Raw genomic sequence first — 18112 nt, 5'->3', positions numbered from 1 at the left:
AACGTTTAATTCTTAGCATATAGAGAGGTACCCAGGGCGATTGCTCGGGGTGCTTTTTTATATGTGAAAATATATTTTTAAAAAAGTTTTCAAGATGTGTTGACTTTAAAATATATCTGAGGTAAGATACTAATTGTCCGTTAAATAAGACGACATGGCGGTGTAGCTCAGCTGGCTAGAGCGTACGGTTCATACCCGTGAGGTCGGGGGTTCGATCCCCTCCGCCGCTATATTTAATTTAACGGCCCGTTGGTCAAGTGGTTAAGACACCGCCCTTTCACGGCGGTAACACGGGTTCGAATCCCGTACGGGTCATCCTAAAAAGATCATGCAAATTTGCATGATCTTTTTTTTGTTAAATAAATTAAGACATACAACACTTCTACAAAATCACCCTATATTTTCTGAATGTTCAATTAAAATAGTGAGAATAAATTACATACCGTGTATATATGTAGAGTTATTTCGAATAAAAAGTCGAACGATTATAAAAGTGAAAACTGTTGTTTTGACAAAAATCCCAATAATCATCTTTTATAATGACAGTAATTAAACTATGCAGGTGGTGTTAAAAATATGCCTAAAGCAGGAAGGAATACTATGAATACAAGTGCATTGGCAATGAATGAGAGTCAGCTTGGAGCAGTAAAGTGGACGAGTAAGTTGCGAATGAAGTTTGAACAGGTTTTCTTTAGATGGGGATTTATTATTGTTGTTATTGGTTTTCTTTTGGGACGAGCATATATATTAACAAACATTTTACCGTTTGCACTGCCGTTTTTTGCTGCTGTTTATGTTATGAAGCGGGATAAAATGCCGCTCGCGTTCTTGGCTCTTATGGGGGGCGCACTTTCAGTTTCGATAGATAATTTATTCTTTACCTTTGCATCTATTTTTACTTTCTTCATTTATAATATCTTCTTTAGTCGGTTTACACGTAAAACTGTTGGACTTGTTCCATTCCAAGTATTTATCTCCGCATTAACCGCACATTTAGTTGTCGTATATTTCGCGCAACAAACTGTCACCATGTACGATTTACTCGTTAGTACGATTGAGGCAGGGCTTAGCTTCGTATTAACTATGATATTTTTACAAAGTGTTCCGCTTTTAGTAGAACGAAAAGGTAAACAACAAGCGCTAGAGACAGAAGAAATTGTTTGTTTAATTATATTACTAGCATCTGTTTTAACAGGGACAACAGATTGGTTTGTATATGACGCTTCTATTCAACATATTTTTACTAGGTATTTAGTGCTCGTGTTTGCATTTATTGCGGGGGCTGCTACAGGATCTACAGTGGGGGTCGTCACTGGATTAATATTAAGTTTAGCCAATGTCTCCAGTTTGTCTCAACTTAGTCTACTTGCTTTTTCTGGGTTGCTTGGTGGTTTGTTAAAAGAAGGGAAGCGTTTAGGTGTTAGTTTAGGTTTATTAATTGGGACGAGCTTGATTACGCTATATGTAGACAAGCAAACAAACATTGTGACAACTTTAATTGAATCTGGTGTGGCGATTATGTTCTTCTTATTAACACCGAAACTTGTTATGGATCGTATTGCTAAATTCATGCCAGGCACACAGGAACATTCGCAAGATCAACAACAGTATTTAAGAAGGATGCGTGATGTTACAGCGAATAAAATTAATCAATTTGCCAATGTATTTGCTGCTTTATCTAATAGCTTTTCTGTATATGGATATGTGGAGGAGGAAGATAAAGAGACAGAAGCGGATTTGTTCTTAAGTACAATAACTGCAAAAACATGTCAAACATGCTTTAAAAAGGACCAATGCTGGGTAGTAAATTTCGACAAAACGTACGATTATATGAAACAAATAATGAGTGAAACGGAAGAAGGGACGTTGCAGCATAATCGGAAGTTAGTTCGTGAATGGGACAAGCATTGTGTGAGAGGGAAGAAAGTGACGGATTTAGTAGCGGGTGAATTAGATCACTTCTATGAAGGACAAAAATTACGAAAACAAATGAAAGAAAACCGTAGAATAGTAGCGGAGCAACTATTAGGTGTATCAAAAGTTATGGAGGATTTTGCTAAGGAGATCCAAAGAGAACGAGAAAATCATCAAGTGCAGGAAGAACAGATTATGCAAGCGTTTCGTGATTTTGGCGTAGAAGTAGAGCATGTTGATATATATTGTTTAGATAGAGGAAGTATTGATATTGAAATGTTGATTCCAGTTGCATCTAATGAACATGGAGAATGTGAAAAGTTAGTTGCGCCGATGCTTTCTGACATTCTAAAGGAAAATATTGTTGTTAAACATGAAGAAAAATCTTCTTATCCGAACGGCCACAGCTTAATATCATTTGGTTCGGCAAAAACGTATTCTCTTGATACTGGGTTGGCCACAGCTGCAAAAGGCGGTGGGTTTGTTTCTGGTGACTCTTATGCGATGATGGATTTAAGTGTTGGTAAATATGCGCTTGCAATTAGTGATGGTATGGGAAATGGGCAAAGAGCTCATATGGAGAGTAAAGAAACGGTAAAATTATTACAAAAAATACTTCAATCAGGCATTGATGAGGAAATAGCGATTAAATCTATCAATTCTATTCTTTCTTTAAGAACAACAGAAGAGATGTTTACGACGTTAGATTTAGCTATGGTGGATTTGCGGGATGCGAGTGCGAAATTTTTAAAGATTGGATCGACGCCGAGTTTTGTTAAACGTGCGAATAATATTTTGAAAATTGAGGCAAGTAATTTGCCGATGGGCATTATTGAGGATGTTGAAGTTGATGTAGTAGGTGAACAATTAAAAACGGGCGATATCCTTATTATGATGAGCGATGGGATTTTCGAGGGAGCGCAACATGTAGAAAATCATGAACTATGGATGAAACGAAAAATTAAAGAATTACAAACCGAAGATCCGCAAGAAATTGCTGATATCATTATGGAAGAGGTGATTCGCTCTTGTGATGGTTATATAAATGATGATATGACTATCGTTGTGGCGAAAGTGAAGAAAAATATGCCGAAGTGGGCTACGATTCCAATTGTAGGAATGCAGGCACAATAAATTTTAAGTGTGATGTTTCTTTATCACTGTTTCTTTCTAAAAACCTAGGTGGATGCCTAGGTTTTTTTACTTTAAAAGATAATGTTATTATTTTTGTGAATATGTACGGATGATGTAAGATAAAAATGTAATTTTTGTATATCTTTTTTTTGCACAATGTTTCTAAAAGTTGTACCATTATAAACAAGGTAACTAACGTTGCTGTTCTTGTTTAATGAAAGGTGATTACGAAGTTGAAAGATACATTTGTTGAAAAGGTAGATGACTTTGTAAAGCAGCATGATGTATTAAAGGAACGTTCAACAATTATTGTAGGGGTTTCTGGTGGTCCTGACTCTTTGGCTCTTCTATATTATTTGTTAGAAAAAAGAGCAGCAAAACAGTTCGAAATTGTAGTGGCACATGTGGACCATATGTTTAGAGGTGATGAATCTCATGAGGACCTACAGTTTGTGCAGGACCTTTGTAAAGGGCTGGGAGTTATTTGCGAAACGATAAGGATTAATGTGTCGCAATATCAACAGCAACACGGAATGAATGCACAGGTTGCTGCTAGAGAATGCAGATATGCATTTTTGGAAAGAATAATGAAGAAATATGATGCGAGATATGTAGCTCTTGGACATCATGGTGATGATCAAGTAGAGACGATTTTAATGCGCCTTGTACGAGGGAGTACTCCGAAAGGATATGCAGGAATTGCGGTGAAGCGTCCTTTTCATAATGGATATTTAATTAGGCCGTTACTTGGAGTAACGAAGGAAGAGATTGTTGATTACTGTAATAAGCTAAAAATAATTCCCCGTATAGATCCAAGTAATAAAAAGGAAGTATATACAAGGAATCGATTACGTAAATATGTTCTTCCTCATTTGAAAGAAGAAAATTCACAAGTGCATGAGAAATTCCAAAAATTTAGCATGCAGATGCAAGAGGATGAGGCGTATTTGCAGGAATTAGCTTTTGAGAAAATGAATAAAGTAATTACAAAAAAAAGTGATAAACAAATTAGCTTATCAATTCCTGCCTTTGAATCCATGTCTATGCCTTTACAAAGAAGAGGGATTCAACTAATATTAAACTATCTTTATGAATATAAGATTCCATCTTCTCTTTCCTCTATACATATTGACAAAGTGATCGAGTTTTTTAAGCGGACACAACCTTCGGGTTCACTTGATTTCCCAGGTGATTTAAAAATTGTTCGCGCATACGAGGAGTGCAGCTTTGGATTTAAACAAGAAATTGTTTCTCCTTTTTCACAAGATTTATCAGTGCCCGGGACAATTACGCTATCGAACGGGGATAAGCTTGTAACAGAGGTGAGCGAAGACATACCAAGTAACATGAATGAAACAGTATTTGTTGCTAAGTATAATGATATATCATATCCACTTCGTATTCGTTCTAGAGAAAATGGAGATCGCATGTCAATACAAGGTATGAATGGCACAAAAAAGATAAAAACTATTTTTATCGAAGCAAAAGTACCAAGAGAAAAAAGAGAAGAATGGCCGGTCGTTTGTGATGCAAGTGGGAATATTATTTGGGTACCCTTGTTGAAGCGATCTGCATTTGCTATCTCGAAAGAGGCGGCAAAGAAGGATAAATATATGATTATTCACTACAAAAGCAAGGAGTCTTCCGGGAGGATAATGAAATGATGAATCAAGATATCGAAAAAGTATTAATTTCTGAAGAACAAATACAAGAAAAGGTGCGCGAATTAGGTGCGGTTATTGCAGAGGATTATAAAAACACAATACCTCTTGCGATTGGTGTATTAAAGGGCGCAATGCCATTCATGGCAGATTTATTAAAGAGAACAGATACATATCTTGAAATGGATTTTATGGCTGTATCTAGTTACGGTCACTCTACTGTTTCAACAGGCGAAGTGAAAATTTTAAAAGACCTTGATACTTCTGTAGAGGGTCGCGATATTTTAATCGTTGAAGATATTATTGATAGCGGTCTTACGCTAAGTTACTTAGTAGACCTATTCAAATATCGTAAAGCGAAGTCTGTAAAAATTGTTACGTTATTAGATAAGCCGACAGGCCGTAAGGTAGATTTGAAAGCGGATTATGTTGGGTTTACTGTTCCACATGAATTTGTTGTAGGGTATGGATTAGATTATAAAGAGCAGTACCGTAATCTTCCTTATGTAGGAGTATTAAAACCGAGTGTTTACTCAAATTAATTAAATGCAGGCGTCACAATTGTATAGGAAAGTTTTTCTATGTTACGATTTACTATAGTGTTTATGCCGTGAGAGGAGGTTAGGAATGAATCGTATCTTCCGTAATACCATCTTTTATTTACTGATATTCCTAGTAGTAATTGGAATCGTGAGCTATTTTAATGGTTCGACACAAAAAACGACATCAGTTAGCTACGATAAATTCATTACTAAACTAGAAAAAGGTGAAGTGCGTAATGTGCAACTTCAACCGAAAAATGGTGTATTTGAGGTAAAAGGACAATTTAACAACTCTAGCCAAGGAGAACAATTTGTTACTTATGCACCAAATACTGAGGAATTACAAAAGAAAATTAATGACAAAGCGCAAGGTGCTGAAGTTAAGTATCAACCAGCAGAAGAAACAAGTGCTTGGGTAACGTTCTTTACTTCTATCATTCCGTTCGTCATTATCTTCATTTTATTCTTCTTCTTATTAAACCAGGCTCAGGGCGGCGGTAGCCGTGTTATGAACTTCGGGAAAAGTAAGGCGAAGTTATATAATGACGAAAAGAAAAAAGTTCGTTTCAGAGATGTTGCTGGAGCGGATGAAGAGAAACAAGAGCTTGTTGAGGTAGTTGAATTCTTGAAAGATCCTCGTAAGTTCGCTGAAGTTGGTGCCCGTATTCCGAAGGGTGTTCTATTAGTAGGACCTCCAGGTACAGGTAAAACTTTACTAGCACGTGCCGTTGCAGGTGAGGCAGGCGTTCCATTCTTCTCTATCAGTGGTTCTGATTTCGTAGAGATGTTCGTCGGTGTCGGTGCATCACGTGTACGTGATTTATTCGAAAATGCAAAGAAAAATGCTCCTTGTATCATTTTCATTGATGAAATTGATGCGGTAGGACGTCAACGTGGCGCAGGTCTTGGTGGTGGCCATGATGAGCGTGAGCAAACGTTGAACCAATTACTTGTTGAAATGGATGGATTCGGTGCAAACGAAGGTATTATTATCATCGCTGCAACAAACCGTCCTGATATTCTTGATCCAGCGTTATTACGTCCAGGTCGTTTTGACCGTCAAATTACAGTAGATCGTCCAGATGTAAATGGCCGTGAAGCTGTGCTGAAAGTACATGCTCGTAATAAACCGCTTGATGATCATATCAACTTAAGAGCAATTGCAACTCGTACACCAGGGTTCTCTGGTGCGGATCTTGAAAACTTATTAAACGAAGCTGCTTTAGTGGCTGCGCGTCAAGATAAGAAGAAAATTGATATGAGTGACATTGATGAAGCAACGGATCGTGTTATTGCAGGTCCAGCTAAGAAAAGTCGTGTTATCTCTGAAAAAGAACGTAATATCGTTGCATTCCATGAAGCTGGCCATACTGTAATTGGTGTTGTCCTTGATGAAGCAGATATCGTTCATAAAGTAACAATTGTCCCTCGTGGTCAAGCTGGTGGATATGCAGTAATGCTTCCGAAAGAAGATCGTTACTTCATGACAAAACCAGAGTTACTTGATAAAATCACTGGTTTACTTGGTGGTCGAGTAGCTGAAGAGATTGTGTTTGGTGAAGCAAGTACAGGTGCTCACAACGACTTCCAACGTGCGACTGGTATTGCAAGACGTATGGTTACGGAATTCGGTATGAGTGATAAGCTTGGACCGATGCAATTCGGTAGCTCACAAGGTGGTCAAGTGTTCTTAGGAAGAGACTTCCATTCAGAACAAAACTACAGTGATGCAATTGCACATGAAATCGATGTGGAAATGCAAACTATTATAAAAGAATGTTATGCTCGCGCGAAACAAATTCTTACTGAAAAACGTGATAAGCTAGATATTATTGCGAAAACGTTACTTGAAGTAGAAACGTTAGATGCAGAGCAAATTAATCATTTATATGATTACGGCAGATTGCCAGAGCGTCCAACATCTTCAGATGATGTGAAAGTAAACATCAATATGAAGAAGGACGATGAAGAATCAGAAGATAAGTAAGAGATGAAGGAGTGACGATGGTCACTCCTTTTTTTATTTGTGGAACGAAATGAAGTAGAAAAAAATTTAAGTAAATCTGGTATTAAAAATTGAAATAGAGCGTAATCTTTTTGTAAAATGATGAGGATAGAAAAGCTGATTATATAAGTATGTGTGATATGATGTTTTTATAAGTTTTATACATACTGCACAAATATAGATTAAATAAGATAAGTGGTGAGAATATGATTTTTGTATTGGATGTAGGGAACACAAATGCTGTGCTAGGCGTGTTTGAAGAGGGGGAACTTCGTCAACATTGGCGCATGGAAACAGATCGTCATAAGACAGAAGATGAATATGGAATGCTTGTAAAGCAGTTGCTTGAGCATGAAGGTCTTTCGTTTGAAGATGTGAAAGGTATTATCGTGTCTTCAGTCGTACCACCAATTATGTTTGCATTAGAGCGCATGTGTGAAAAGTATTTTAAAATTAAACCGCTTGTAGTAGGTCCTGGAATAAAAACGGGGCTAAATATTAAATATGAAAATCCACGTGAAGTAGGCGCGGACCGAATTGTAAATGCGGTAGCAGGAATCCACTTGTATGGAAGTCCGCTTATTATTGTCGATTTCGGTACGGCTACTACATATTGTTATATTAACGAAGAAAAGCATTATATGGGTGGAGTTATTACGCCGGGAATTATGATTTCAGCAGAGGCTTTATATAGTAGAGCGGCAAAACTTCCTCGTATTGAAATTACAAAACCAAGCAGTGTTGTTGGAAAGAATACGGTAAGTGCAATGCAATCTGGTATTCTTTATGGTTATGTTGGACAAGTGGAAGGTATTGTTAAGCGTATGAAAGAGGAAGCTAAACAAGAACCGAAAGTTATTGCAACAGGTGGATTGGCGAAATTAATTTCAGAAGAATCGAATGTAATTGACGTTGTAGATCCATTTTTAACATTAAAAGGTTTGTATATGTTATACGAGCGTAATGCAAATTTACAGCATGAGAAAGGTGAATAAATGAGTATGAAAGATTATTTAGTAAAAGCGTTAGCATTTGATGGAGAAGTGCGTGCATATAGTGTGCGTACTACAAACACAGTAAGTGAGGCGCAAAGACGTCATGATACATGGAGAACAGCTTCGGCGGCACTTGGTCGTTCTTTAACTGCAGGTACAATGATGGGCGCGATGTTAAAAGGTGACCAAAAGTTAACGATTAAGGTAGAAGGTAATGGTCCGATTGGTCCTATCTTAGTAGATGCTCATGCAAATGGGGATGTACGTGGTTATGTAACGAATCCACATGTTGATTTTGAAGGAACGGAACAAGGGAAATTACGTGTATATCAAGCGGTAGGTACTGAGGGATTTGTAACAGTAATTAAAGATATTGGTATGCGTGAGCCGTTTATTGGTCAATCTCCAATTGTTTCAGGAGAATTAGGGGAAGACTTCACGTATTATTTTGCAGTTTCTGAGCAAACACCTTCTTCTGTAGGAGTTGGCGTTCTTGTAAATGGAGATGACAGCGTATTAGCGGCAGGTGGATTTATCCTTCAAATTATGCCAGGTGCACAGGAAGAAACAATTTCATTCATTGAAGATCGTTTGCAGAAGATTCCTCCTGTATCAACGTTAATTGAACAAGGGCTTTCTCCAGAAGAGTTACTGTATGCAGTTCTTGGAGAAGATAAAGTGAAAGTGTTAGAAACGATGGATGTTCAATTTAATTGCACATGCTCACGCGAACGTATTGAGAGTGTGTTAATTAGTTTAGGTAAAACAGAGTTAGAGCAAATTCGCGAAGAAGAAGAAGAGACAGAAGTTCATTGTCATTTCTGTAATGAGCGATACAAGTTCTCTAAAGAAGATATTACAAATTTAATTGAGAGTTTGTAATAAGGGAAGTGAGGGAATCCACCCTCTAAATAGATTGACAAACAGGGAATTTTCTGACAAAATCTAAATATAGATAAAACCAATAAAAATACTCGGTGTTAGGAGTGACAGGAATGCGAGTGGCACAATCAGTTTCAGAATTAATCGGGAAAACGCCGATCGTTAAGTTGAACCGCATCGTAGAATCAAACAGCGCAGATATATACTTAAAATTAGAATTTATGAATCCAGGGAGCAGTGTTAAAGATCGTATTGCATTAGCTATGATTGAAGATGCTGAAAAAAAAGGATTATTAAAAGAAGGCGATACAATCATTGAGCCAACAAGTGGTAACACAGGAATTGGTTTAGCGATGGTAGCGGCCGCTAAAGGATATAAGGCAATTTTAGTAATGCCAGAAACAATGAGTATTGAGCGTCGTAATTTATTACGTGCTTACGGTGCGGAATTAGTATTGACTCCAGGGCCTGAAGGAATGGGTGGAGCGATTCGTCAAGCGACTGAATTAGCAAAAGAGCATGGCTACTTTATACCACAACAGTTCAAAAACCAATCGAATCCAGAAATTCATCGTTTAACAACAGGGCCAGAAATTGTTGAACAAATGGGTGACCAATTAGATGCGTTTATTGCAGGTATTGGTACAGGTGGAACGATTACTGGTGCTGGTGAAGTGTTGAAGGAAGCGTATAAAGATATTAAAATTTATGCAGTAGAACCTGCGGATTCACCAGTACTATCTGGTGGGAAACCGGGTCCACATAAAATCCAAGGAATCGGTGCGGGATTCATCCCAGAGACATTGGATGTAGAGGTATATGATGAAATTATTCAAGTAAAAGCAGAGCAAGCATTTGAATATGCAAGAAGAGTGGCTAAAGAGGAAGGTATTTTAGTGGGTATCTCTTCTGGAGCAGTTATTTATGCAGCAACAGAAATTGCGAAAAAGTTAGGTAAAGGGAAAAAGGTACTTGTTATTATCCCAAGTAACGGTGAACGTTATTTAAGTACACCGCTTTATCAATTTGAGTCTTAATTATATGTGATTGAAAAAGCATCCTTGAAAAGGATGCTTTTTCTTTTTGGATTGGAAATAGGAAAAGAGTGAATGACTAGAAAACTTCATGTAAAATAAGAGGTAGTATAATTAATTTATTTTCACTAGCCTTCGAGTATAACCACTTTATATATATAACGAATGTAGTTTGAGGTGGTTAATCTAAGAGGGTGGGATAAAAGAAGACGGGGTGTTGATATGCAACGAAGAAAATCTTTAGCGCTTTCTATTCCATATCAGTTAGATTTCTTTAAGCAGTATAAATTTCTTTCTAAGGATAAACCGCAACATATTTTGTTAGAGAGTGGACGTGGCGGTCGTTATAACATTGTGGGGTTGAACCCAGTAGCGGTAATCCGAGGGAAGGGTGAAACGTTACATATAAGCGAAAGTGGTAAGGAAACAATAAAACAAGGAAACCCATTAGATTTAATGCAGGAATATATGGAGCGATGGAAAACGGACTATAATCCGGAATACCCTCCATTTCAAGGTGGTGCAATTGGTTACTTTAGTTATGATTGCATCCGTTATATTGAAAAACTCCCTTCCCATGCGGAGGATGACATTAATATACCTGATATATTCTTTTTATTATTTGATGATGTGTTTGTTTATGATCAAAAAGAAAAAGTATTATGGATTATTACACATTATGTAGATAAGCATGAAGAGGCAAAAGAGCGATTAAATGAATGGAAGATTCTTTGGGCGACAGAAGCGCCAGAAGTGAATATACCTTTTGCATGCCCTGAAGAGAAAAGTGAAACAGTTGCTTTTACAGAAGAAAGTTTTATGAAGGCAGTTGAATGTATTCAAGAATATATTGGGGCTGGTGATGTGTTCCAAGTAAACTTGTCGACAAGGCAAGAAAGAACGTTACAAACACACCCACTAGAAATCTATACAAGTCTTCGTGAGATTAATCCATCTCCATATATGGGTTACTTGGAGCTCGGGGATTTTCAAATTGTTAGTGGATCGCCAGAGTTGCTAATTAAGAAAGAGGGAACCGAAGTAAGTACAAGACCGATTGCTGGAACGAGATCTAGAGGGGCGAATGAGCAAGAGGATGAAGAATTAGCAAAAGAGTTAATTGAGAACGAAAAAGAAAGAGCAGAGCACGTCATGCTTGTGGATTTAGAACGAAATGATTTAGGGCGTGTTTGTAAATATGGCACTGTAGAAGTAGATGAATTTATGGTAATTGAGAAATACTCACATGTTATGCATATTGTTTCTAATGTGCGTGGTGAGGTGGAAGAAGATAAAGATGCTTTTGATTTAGTGAAGGCTGTATTCCCTGGGGGAACAATTACTGGTGCCCCGAAAATACGTACGATGGAAATTATTGAAGAATTAGAACCTGTTCGCCGAGGGATTTACACAGGTTCAATCGGGTGGATCGGTTATTCTGGAGATACAGAATTGAATATTGTAATTAGAACACTGCTTGCTAAAGATGGAAAAGCGCATGTACAAGCAGGAGCGGGAATTGTAATTGATTCGAATCCGGAAAATGAATATAAAGAGTCGTTAAAAAAGGCGATTGCTTTATGGCGTGCAAAAGAACGTAGCGAAGAAACGGTTAGGTGAGAGAAATGATATTAATGATTGATAATTATGATTCTTTTACATTTAATTTAGTGCAGTTTCTTGGAGAACTTGGACAAGAGCTTGTTGTTAAACGTAACGATGAAGTGACTATTTCAGATATTGAGAATATGAAACCAGACTTTTTAATGATTTCGCCAGGTCCGTGTAGTCCTAATGAAGCAGGTATTAGTATGGAGGTTATTCAATACTTTGCTGGAAAGATTCCGATTTTTGGGGTTTGTCTTGGACATCAATCCATTGCACAAGTGTTTGGCGGAGAGGTTATACGTGCGGAGCGCTTAATGCATGGGAAAACGTCGCTTATGCATCATGACGGAAAGACGATTTTTTCGGATATCCCTAATCCGTTTACTGCGACACGTTATCATTCCCTTATCGTTAAGAAAGAGACGTTACCTGATTGCTTAGAGGTAACATCTTGGACAGAAGAAGGGGAAATTATGGCGCTCCGTCATACAACATTACCGATTGAAGGTGTACAGTTCCATCCAGAATCAATTATGACTTCCCACGGGAAAGAGTTGTTGCAGAATTTCATTCGTAAATACAGCCCAAGTGTGACATCGTGTTAATTTACGTAAATGGTGAGTATGTAGAAGCAAGTGAAGCGAGAATTTCTCCTTATGATCATGGTTATTTATATGGTCTTGGAGTTTTTGAGACATTTCGTATTTATAATGGTCATCCTTTCTTATTGGATGATCATTATGACCGTTTAATAGATGCACTGGATACATTGCAAATTAAATGGACAATGACGAAAGATGAAGTACTGCTTATTTTGAAGAATTTACTCGTTAAGAATGAATTAGAGCATGCATATGTACGCTTTAATGTATCAGCGGGTATAGATGAAATTGGATTGCAAACGGAATTGTATGAAGAGCCGTCTGTTATTGTTTTTATAAAACCTTTAGCAGCCCCCGAAGATGTAGTGGAAAAAGAAGGGGTTGTTTTAAAACAAGTGCGAAATACACCAGAGGGTGCGTCTCGCTTAAAGTCTCATCATTATTTAAATAACATTTTAGGAAAACGTGAAATTGGAAATGTTGTGAATAAGGAAGGTATTTTCCTTACTGAAACAGGTTATGTTGCAGAGGGTATTGTTTCGAATCTCTTTTTCGTGAAAGGTGATATTTTGTATACACCTTCGCTAAAAACAGGGATTTTAAATGGTATCACTCGTGCGTTTATTATAAAGGTTGCTGAAGAGCTGGGCATCGAAGTGAAGGAAGGTTTCTTTACAAAAGATGAATTACTTTCAGCTGATGAAGTCTTCGTAACAAACTCGATTCAAGAAATTGTCCCGCTTTATCATATAGAGGGACGAGATTTCCCGGGTAAAGTAGGTATGGTTACAAAAAGGTTTATGAGTCTTTATGAAATGCAGAGAGAGAAATTGTGGAGCAGAAATGAATTGCGAAGAGGAGATGTGTAGTTTGAAGTGGGATTATGATTTGCGCTGCGGCGAATATACATTGAACTTAAATGAAAAAACTTTAATTATGGGGATTTTAAATGTAACACCAGATTCTTTTTCTGATGGTGGGAGTTACAACGAGGTAGAGGCTGCGGTGCGCCATGCGAAAGAAATGCGAGATGAAGGTGCTCATATTATTGATATCGGCGGTGAATCTACTCGCCCGGGTTTTGCTAAAGTATCGGTGGAAGAAGAAATAAAGCGAGTTGTTCCGATGATTCAGGCGGTTGCAAAAGAAGTGGAATTGCCTATTTCTATCGACACGTATAAAGCTGAAGTTGCAAAACAAGCAATCGAAGCTGGCGCTCATATTATTAATGACGTTTGGGGAGCGAAGGCGGAACCAAAAATCGCTGAAGTTGCAGCTCATTATGATGTACCTATTATCTTGATGCATAATCGCGATAACATGAATTACCGCAATTTAATGGCTGATATGATTGCTGATTTATATGAAAGCATCAAAATTGCTAAAGATGCTGGCGTGCGAGATGAGAATATCATTTTAGACCCAGGCATCGGTTTTGCTAAAACACCTGAACAAAATTTAGAAGCGATGCGTAATTTAGAACAGTTAAACGTACTGGGTTATCCAGTTCTCTTAGGTACTTCAAGAAAGTCCTTTATTGGACATGTGTTAGATTTACCGGTAGAGGAACGTCTTGAGGGAACAGGAGCTACCGTTTGTCTCGGCATTGAAAAGGGTTGTGAGTTTGTTCGTGTTCATGATGTGAAGGAAATGGCACGTATGGCTAAGATGATGGATGCGATGATTGGTAAGGGGGTAAAGTAATTGGATAAAATTTATGTTCATGATATGGAGTTTTACGGTTATCATGGTGTATTCCCAGAGGAAAATAAATTGGGTCAGAGATTTAAAGTGGACTTAACGGTGGAGTTGGATTTGAAACAGGCAGGAGAAAGTGATGACTTAGAGCATTCTGTCAATTATGGAGAGCTTTTCGAGTTATGTAGAAAAGTTGTTGAAGATAGAACGTATAAGCTTGTAGAGAGTATCGCTGAAAATATTGCTGCAGATATATTAAAACAATATGAGAGTATTTTCCGTTGTACAATTAAAGTAATTAAACCAGATCCGCCGATACCTGGGCATTATCGTGCTGTAGCAGTGGAAATTACGAGAGAACGTCCATGAATAATATAGCTTACATTGCATTAGGTTCAAATATCGGAGAACGTTATACGTATTTAACTGAAGCGATTCAGTTTTTAAACAAAAACCCGTATATCCAAGTTAACGATATTTCATCTGTATATGAAACAGAGCCAGTTGGCTATACTGACCAAAGTTGCTTTTTAAATTTAGTTATAAAAATTTCTACCAATTTATCACCGCAAGAATTATTGAAAATCACACAAAGAGTAGAGAATGATTTAGGAAGAAAAAGGGAAATTAGATGGGGGCCGAGGACCATCGACCTTGACATTTTACTATATAATCAAGAAAATATTGAAGCAGAGAATCTTATTGTTCCGCATCCGCGGATGTTCGAAAGAGCTTTTGTTATCGTTCCGTTGTTAGAGATTAATCAAGATATAAAACAAAACATTTCACGTTCACAAGTAGAAGAAATGAAAAGGCGAGAGGGAGTAACGGTATGGAAGCAGAAAAATGGGGAAGACGCATTCGTGCTTTTCGAAAGCTAAAAGGTTATACACAAGAAGGTTTTGCGAAAGAGTTAGGGGTATCTGTATCTGTTTTAGGTGAAGTTGAGAGAGGGAATCGATCGCCTTCCCAAGATTTTGTAGTGGAAGTTGCTAAGGCATTAAAGGTTTCAGTGGAGGAATTAATGCCGAAGTGACTATGAAGGAAGGAGTAAGTCGAGTGTTAAAGATTGCAAATATTGAGATGAAAAACCCGGTTGTATTAGCACCGATGGCGGGAGTGTGTAACTCTGCATTCCGTTTAACAGTAAAAGAATTTGGTGCAGGTTTAGTTTGTGCTGAAATGGTAAGTGATAAAGCGATATTACTTAATAACAAAAGAACATTAGATATGTTATATATTGATGAAAGAGAAAAGCCATTAAGTTTACAAATTTTTGGTGGAGAGAAAGAAACTCTTGTAGATGCTGCGAAATACGTAGATAAATATACGACAGCAGACATTATTGATATTAATATGGGTTGCCCAGTACCGAAAATCATTAAGTGTGACGCGGGAGCAAAGTGGCTTTTAGACCCAAATAAAATATATGAAATGGTAGCGGCAGTTGTAGATGCTGTTGAAAAGCCGGTTACAGTTAAGATGCGTATTGGTTGGGATGCAGATCATATTTTTGCAATTGAGAATGCAAAAGCTGTTGAGCGTGCTGGCGGACAAGCGGTAGCGGTTCATGGACGTACACGAGTACAAATGTATGAAGGGAAAGCGGATTGGGATATTATTAAACAAGTAAAGCAAGCTGTAAATATCCCGGTTATCGGAAATGGTGATGTCGAAACGCCACAAGATGCAAAGCGTATGCTTGATGAAATTGGTGTAGACGGTGTTATGATTGGTCGCGCTGCCCTTGGGGACCCGTGGATGATTTATCGTACGGTAAAGTATTTGGAAACAGGTGAATTAATGCCGGAACCGACAGTGCGTGAGAAAATTGACGTATGTATGTTGCATCTAGATCGTCTTATCGATTTAAAGAACGAAAATGTCGCTGTAAGAGAGATGAGAAAGCATGCAGCTTGGTATTTAAAGGGTGTTCGTGGTAATGCAACTGTACGTAATGGTATCAATGCTTGTAATACGCGTGAGGACCTTGCGAATGTATTAGGTGCATTTGTAGAAGAAGTAGAAGCGAAACAACAAACAATTCACGTTGGTTAATAATAGATAGGGAAGATTGACATTCTTCTATACACTTCCTATAATTACGTGAAAGAAAGAAGAACTGCCAGCTAGTTGCTGGCAGTTTTTCTAGTTGAGTAGAAAATGCTATACTGTATATATTGTAAAAATTAATAGAGCTGGAGTGATATCAATACCATGGATAACATGAACCACGAAGAATTAAACGACCAATTGCTTGTTCGTCGTGAAAAGTTACATAACTTACGTGAGCAAGGAATCGATCCGTTTGGTAAACGATTTGAACGTACAAATGCAACAAATGACTTATTAAGCTTATATGGAGAGTTCTCTAAAGAAGAATTAGAAGAGAAAGAAATCTCTGTTTCTATCGCTGGTCGTATTATGACAAAACGCGGTAAAGGAAAAGCTGGATTTGCACATATTCAAGATTTACATGGACAAGTTCAAATTTATGTTCGTAAAGATGCTGTTGGAGATGAAGAGTACGAATTATTTAAAACAGCAGATTTAGGTGATTTAGTAGGTATTGAAGGTAAAGTGTTCAAAACGAACGTTGGAGAACTTTCGGTGAAGGCAACGGGCTTTACACTATTAACGAAATCTCTTCGTCCATTACCGGATAAATATCATGGATTAAAAGATGTTGAACAACGCTACCGTCAACGTTACTTAGACTTAATCACAAGTATGGAAAGCCGTGAAACATTCGTTACTCGCAGTAAAATCATTCGTGAAATGAGAAGATACTTAGATGACAATGGTTATCTTGAAGTGGAAACACCTATGATGCATGCAATTGCAGGTGGAGCTTCTGCGCGTCCTTTCATTACGCACCATAATGCGTTAGATATGGAATTATACATGCGTATCGCAATTGAACTTCATTTAAAACGCCTTATTGTGGGTGGATTAGAAAAAGTTTATGAAATCGGTCGTGTATTCCGTAATGAGGGTGTATCAACTCGTCATAATCCAGAGTTTACAATGATTGAATTATATGAAGCGTATGCTGATTATAAAGATATTATGAAACTAACAGAAAATATGGTTGCGCATATTGCGAAGCAAGTACTAGGTACAACAACAATCCAATATGGTGATTATGAAATTAATCTAGAACCAGAATGGACACGTCTTCATATGGTAGATGCAATCAAGGAACATTCTGGAGCAGATTTCTGGAATCCAATGAGTGTAGAAGAAGCGCGTGAACTTGCAAAAGAACATAATGTAGGTATTAAGGATACGATGGAAGTTGGTCATATTATAAACGAATTCTTCGAACAAAAAGTAGAAGATAAATTAATTCAACCAACATTTATTTACGGTCATCCAGTAGAAATTTCGCCACTTGCGAAAAAGAATGACGAAGATCCACGATTCACAGATCGTTTCGAATTATTTATCGTTGCACGTGAACATGCAAATGCATTCACTGAGCTAAATGATCCGATTGATCAAAAAGAACGCTTTGAAGCGCAATTAAAAGAGCGCGAACAAGGTAATGATGAAGCTCACATGATGGATGATGATTATATTGAAGCTCTTGAGTACGGTATGCCTCCTACAGGTGGGCTAGGAATTGGTATTGATCGTCTTGTTATGTTGTTAACGAATGCACCATCTATTCGTGATGTATTATTATTCCCTGCTATGCGTCATAAACAAGACTAAGCTTTGGAGATTTCTCCAAAGCTTTTTTTATTTGAGTATGAGCTACGTAGGGATAGTAGCTCTTGATGGTGCGAGAAATTATATTTATATAGAAGAAATGTGCTGTTTTTATACTTTTTTACTAAGTTAAAAATTTTATTAGAAAAACTATTGCATTTTAATAATCAAACTGGTATATTTATATTCGTTGCCACGAAAGGTAACAAGTAAAACAAACGAAAAACAACTTATTGAAAAAAGTTGTTGACGAAAATATAACGAAATGTTATATTAATAAAGTCGCTTCTGAGCGGCAGATGAGTTCTTTGAAAACTGAACGA

16 protein-coding genes and 2 tRNA genes are annotated in these 18112 nt (G+C 37.4%); all 18 read left to right on the top strand.

Annotated elements, in window-relative coordinates:
• The first annotated feature begins 156 nt into the window (after positions 1–156).
• The 18 genes from DT250_RS25775 to lysS all read left to right on the top strand — a co-directional run bounded on the left by DT250_RS25775 (position 157) and on the right by lysS (position 17792).
• Positions 157–230: transfer RNA gene (locus DT250_RS25775), tRNA-Met, on the top strand.
• Positions 231–243: 13 nt separating this feature from the next.
• Positions 244–315, top strand: a tRNA-Glu gene (locus tag DT250_RS25770).
• Between the two features lie 261 nt (positions 316–576).
• Complete coding sequence (spoIIE, locus tag DT250_RS25765; RefSeq protein WP_001123543.1) at positions 577–3048, top strand: stage II sporulation protein E; 2472 nt, start codon at positions 577–579, stop codon at positions 3046–3048.
• Between the two features lie 233 nt (positions 3049–3281).
• Positions 3282–4712 (top strand): tRNA lysidine(34) synthetase TilS, encoded by a 1431-nt coding sequence (gene tilS / locus DT250_RS25760; protein WP_149213914.1) that lies wholly within the window; start codon positions 3282–3284, stop codon positions 4710–4712.
• The gene (gene hpt / locus DT250_RS25755) at positions 4709–5251 is read left to right on the top strand and encodes a hypoxanthine phosphoribosyltransferase (RefSeq protein WP_000981845.1); all 543 of its coding nucleotides are present in this window, start codon (positions 4709–4711) and stop codon (positions 5249–5251) included. The genes tilS and hpt overlap by 4 nt, the downstream gene beginning before the upstream one ends.
• An 85-nt stretch (positions 5252–5336) precedes the next feature.
• Positions 5337–7238, top strand: coding sequence for an ATP-dependent zinc metalloprotease FtsH (ftsH, locus tag DT250_RS25750; protein WP_001079657.1), 1902 nt, complete (start codon positions 5337–5339; stop codon positions 7236–7238).
• Positions 7239–7462: 224 nt separating this feature from the next.
• Positions 7463–8251, top strand: a complete 789-nt coding sequence (locus DT250_RS25745; protein WP_000578367.1) for a type III pantothenate kinase — start codon at positions 7463–7465, stop codon at positions 8249–8251.
• A 6-nt stretch (positions 8252–8257) separates the two neighbouring features.
• Positions 8258–9133, top strand: a complete 876-nt coding sequence (gene hslO, locus DT250_RS25740) for a redox-regulated molecular chaperone HslO (RefSeq protein ID WP_075313525.1) — start codon at positions 8258–8260, stop codon at positions 9131–9133.
• 113 nt (positions 9134–9246) lie between these two features.
• Entirely contained in the window at positions 9247–10170 is a 924-nt protein-coding gene (gene cysK, locus DT250_RS25735; RefSeq protein ID WP_087983740.1) for a cysteine synthase A, read from the top strand.
• 219 nt (positions 10171–10389) lie between these two features.
• A complete protein-coding gene (gene pabB / locus DT250_RS25730; RefSeq protein ID WP_001189683.1) occupies positions 10390–11787 on the top strand; it encodes an aminodeoxychorismate synthase component I in 1398 nt (465 codons plus the stop codon).
• Positions 11788–11792: 5 nt separating this feature from the next.
• On the top strand, positions 11793–12380 hold the full coding sequence (gene pabA / locus DT250_RS25725; protein ID WP_000602298.1) for an aminodeoxychorismate/anthranilate synthase component II: 588 nt from the start codon (positions 11793–11795) through the stop codon (positions 12378–12380).
• Entirely contained in the window at positions 12374–13246 is an 873-nt protein-coding gene (gene pabC, locus DT250_RS25720; protein ID WP_097891828.1) for an aminodeoxychorismate lyase, read from the top strand. Before pabA ends, pabC begins: the two co-directional genes overlap by 7 nt.
• Positions 13221–14081, top strand: a complete 861-nt coding sequence (gene folP / locus DT250_RS25715; protein ID WP_048542168.1) for a dihydropteroate synthase — start codon at positions 13221–13223, stop codon at positions 14079–14081. Before pabC ends, folP begins: the two co-directional genes overlap by 26 nt.
• Positions 14082–14444, top strand: coding sequence for a dihydroneopterin aldolase (folB, locus tag DT250_RS25710; RefSeq protein ID WP_000358076.1), 363 nt, complete (start codon positions 14082–14084; stop codon positions 14442–14444).
• Positions 14441–14956 carry a 2-amino-4-hydroxy-6-hydroxymethyldihydropteridine diphosphokinase gene (gene folK, locus DT250_RS25705; protein ID WP_001059453.1) on the top strand — a complete coding sequence of 172 codons (516 nt, stop codon included), beginning with the start codon at positions 14441–14443 and terminating at the stop codon, positions 14954–14956. The genes folB and folK overlap by 4 nt, the downstream gene beginning before the upstream one ends.
• On the top strand, positions 14908–15111 hold the full coding sequence (locus tag DT250_RS25700; protein ID WP_000387029.1) for a helix-turn-helix domain-containing protein: 204 nt from the start codon (positions 14908–14910) through the stop codon (positions 15109–15111). The genes folK and DT250_RS25700 overlap by 49 nt, the downstream gene beginning before the upstream one ends.
• Before the next feature lie 23 nt (positions 15112–15134).
• Positions 15135–16133, top strand: coding sequence for a tRNA dihydrouridine synthase DusB (gene dusB / locus DT250_RS25695; RefSeq protein WP_000912237.1), 999 nt, complete (start codon positions 15135–15137; stop codon positions 16131–16133).
• A gap of 159 nt (positions 16134–16292) precedes the next feature.
• Positions 16293–17792 (top strand): lysine--tRNA ligase, encoded by a 1500-nt coding sequence (lysS, locus tag DT250_RS25690; RefSeq protein ID WP_000369672.1) that lies wholly within the window; start codon positions 16293–16295, stop codon positions 17790–17792.
• Positions 17793–18112: the final 320 nt, after the last annotated feature.

The sequence above is a fragment of the Bacillus sp. AR2-1 genome (assembly GCF_008368755.1).
GTDB classification, from domain to species: Bacteria; Bacillota; Bacilli; order Bacillales; family Bacillaceae_G; genus Bacillus_A; species Bacillus_A wiedmannii.
This window is presented reverse-complemented; position numbering and strand designations above follow the sequence as displayed.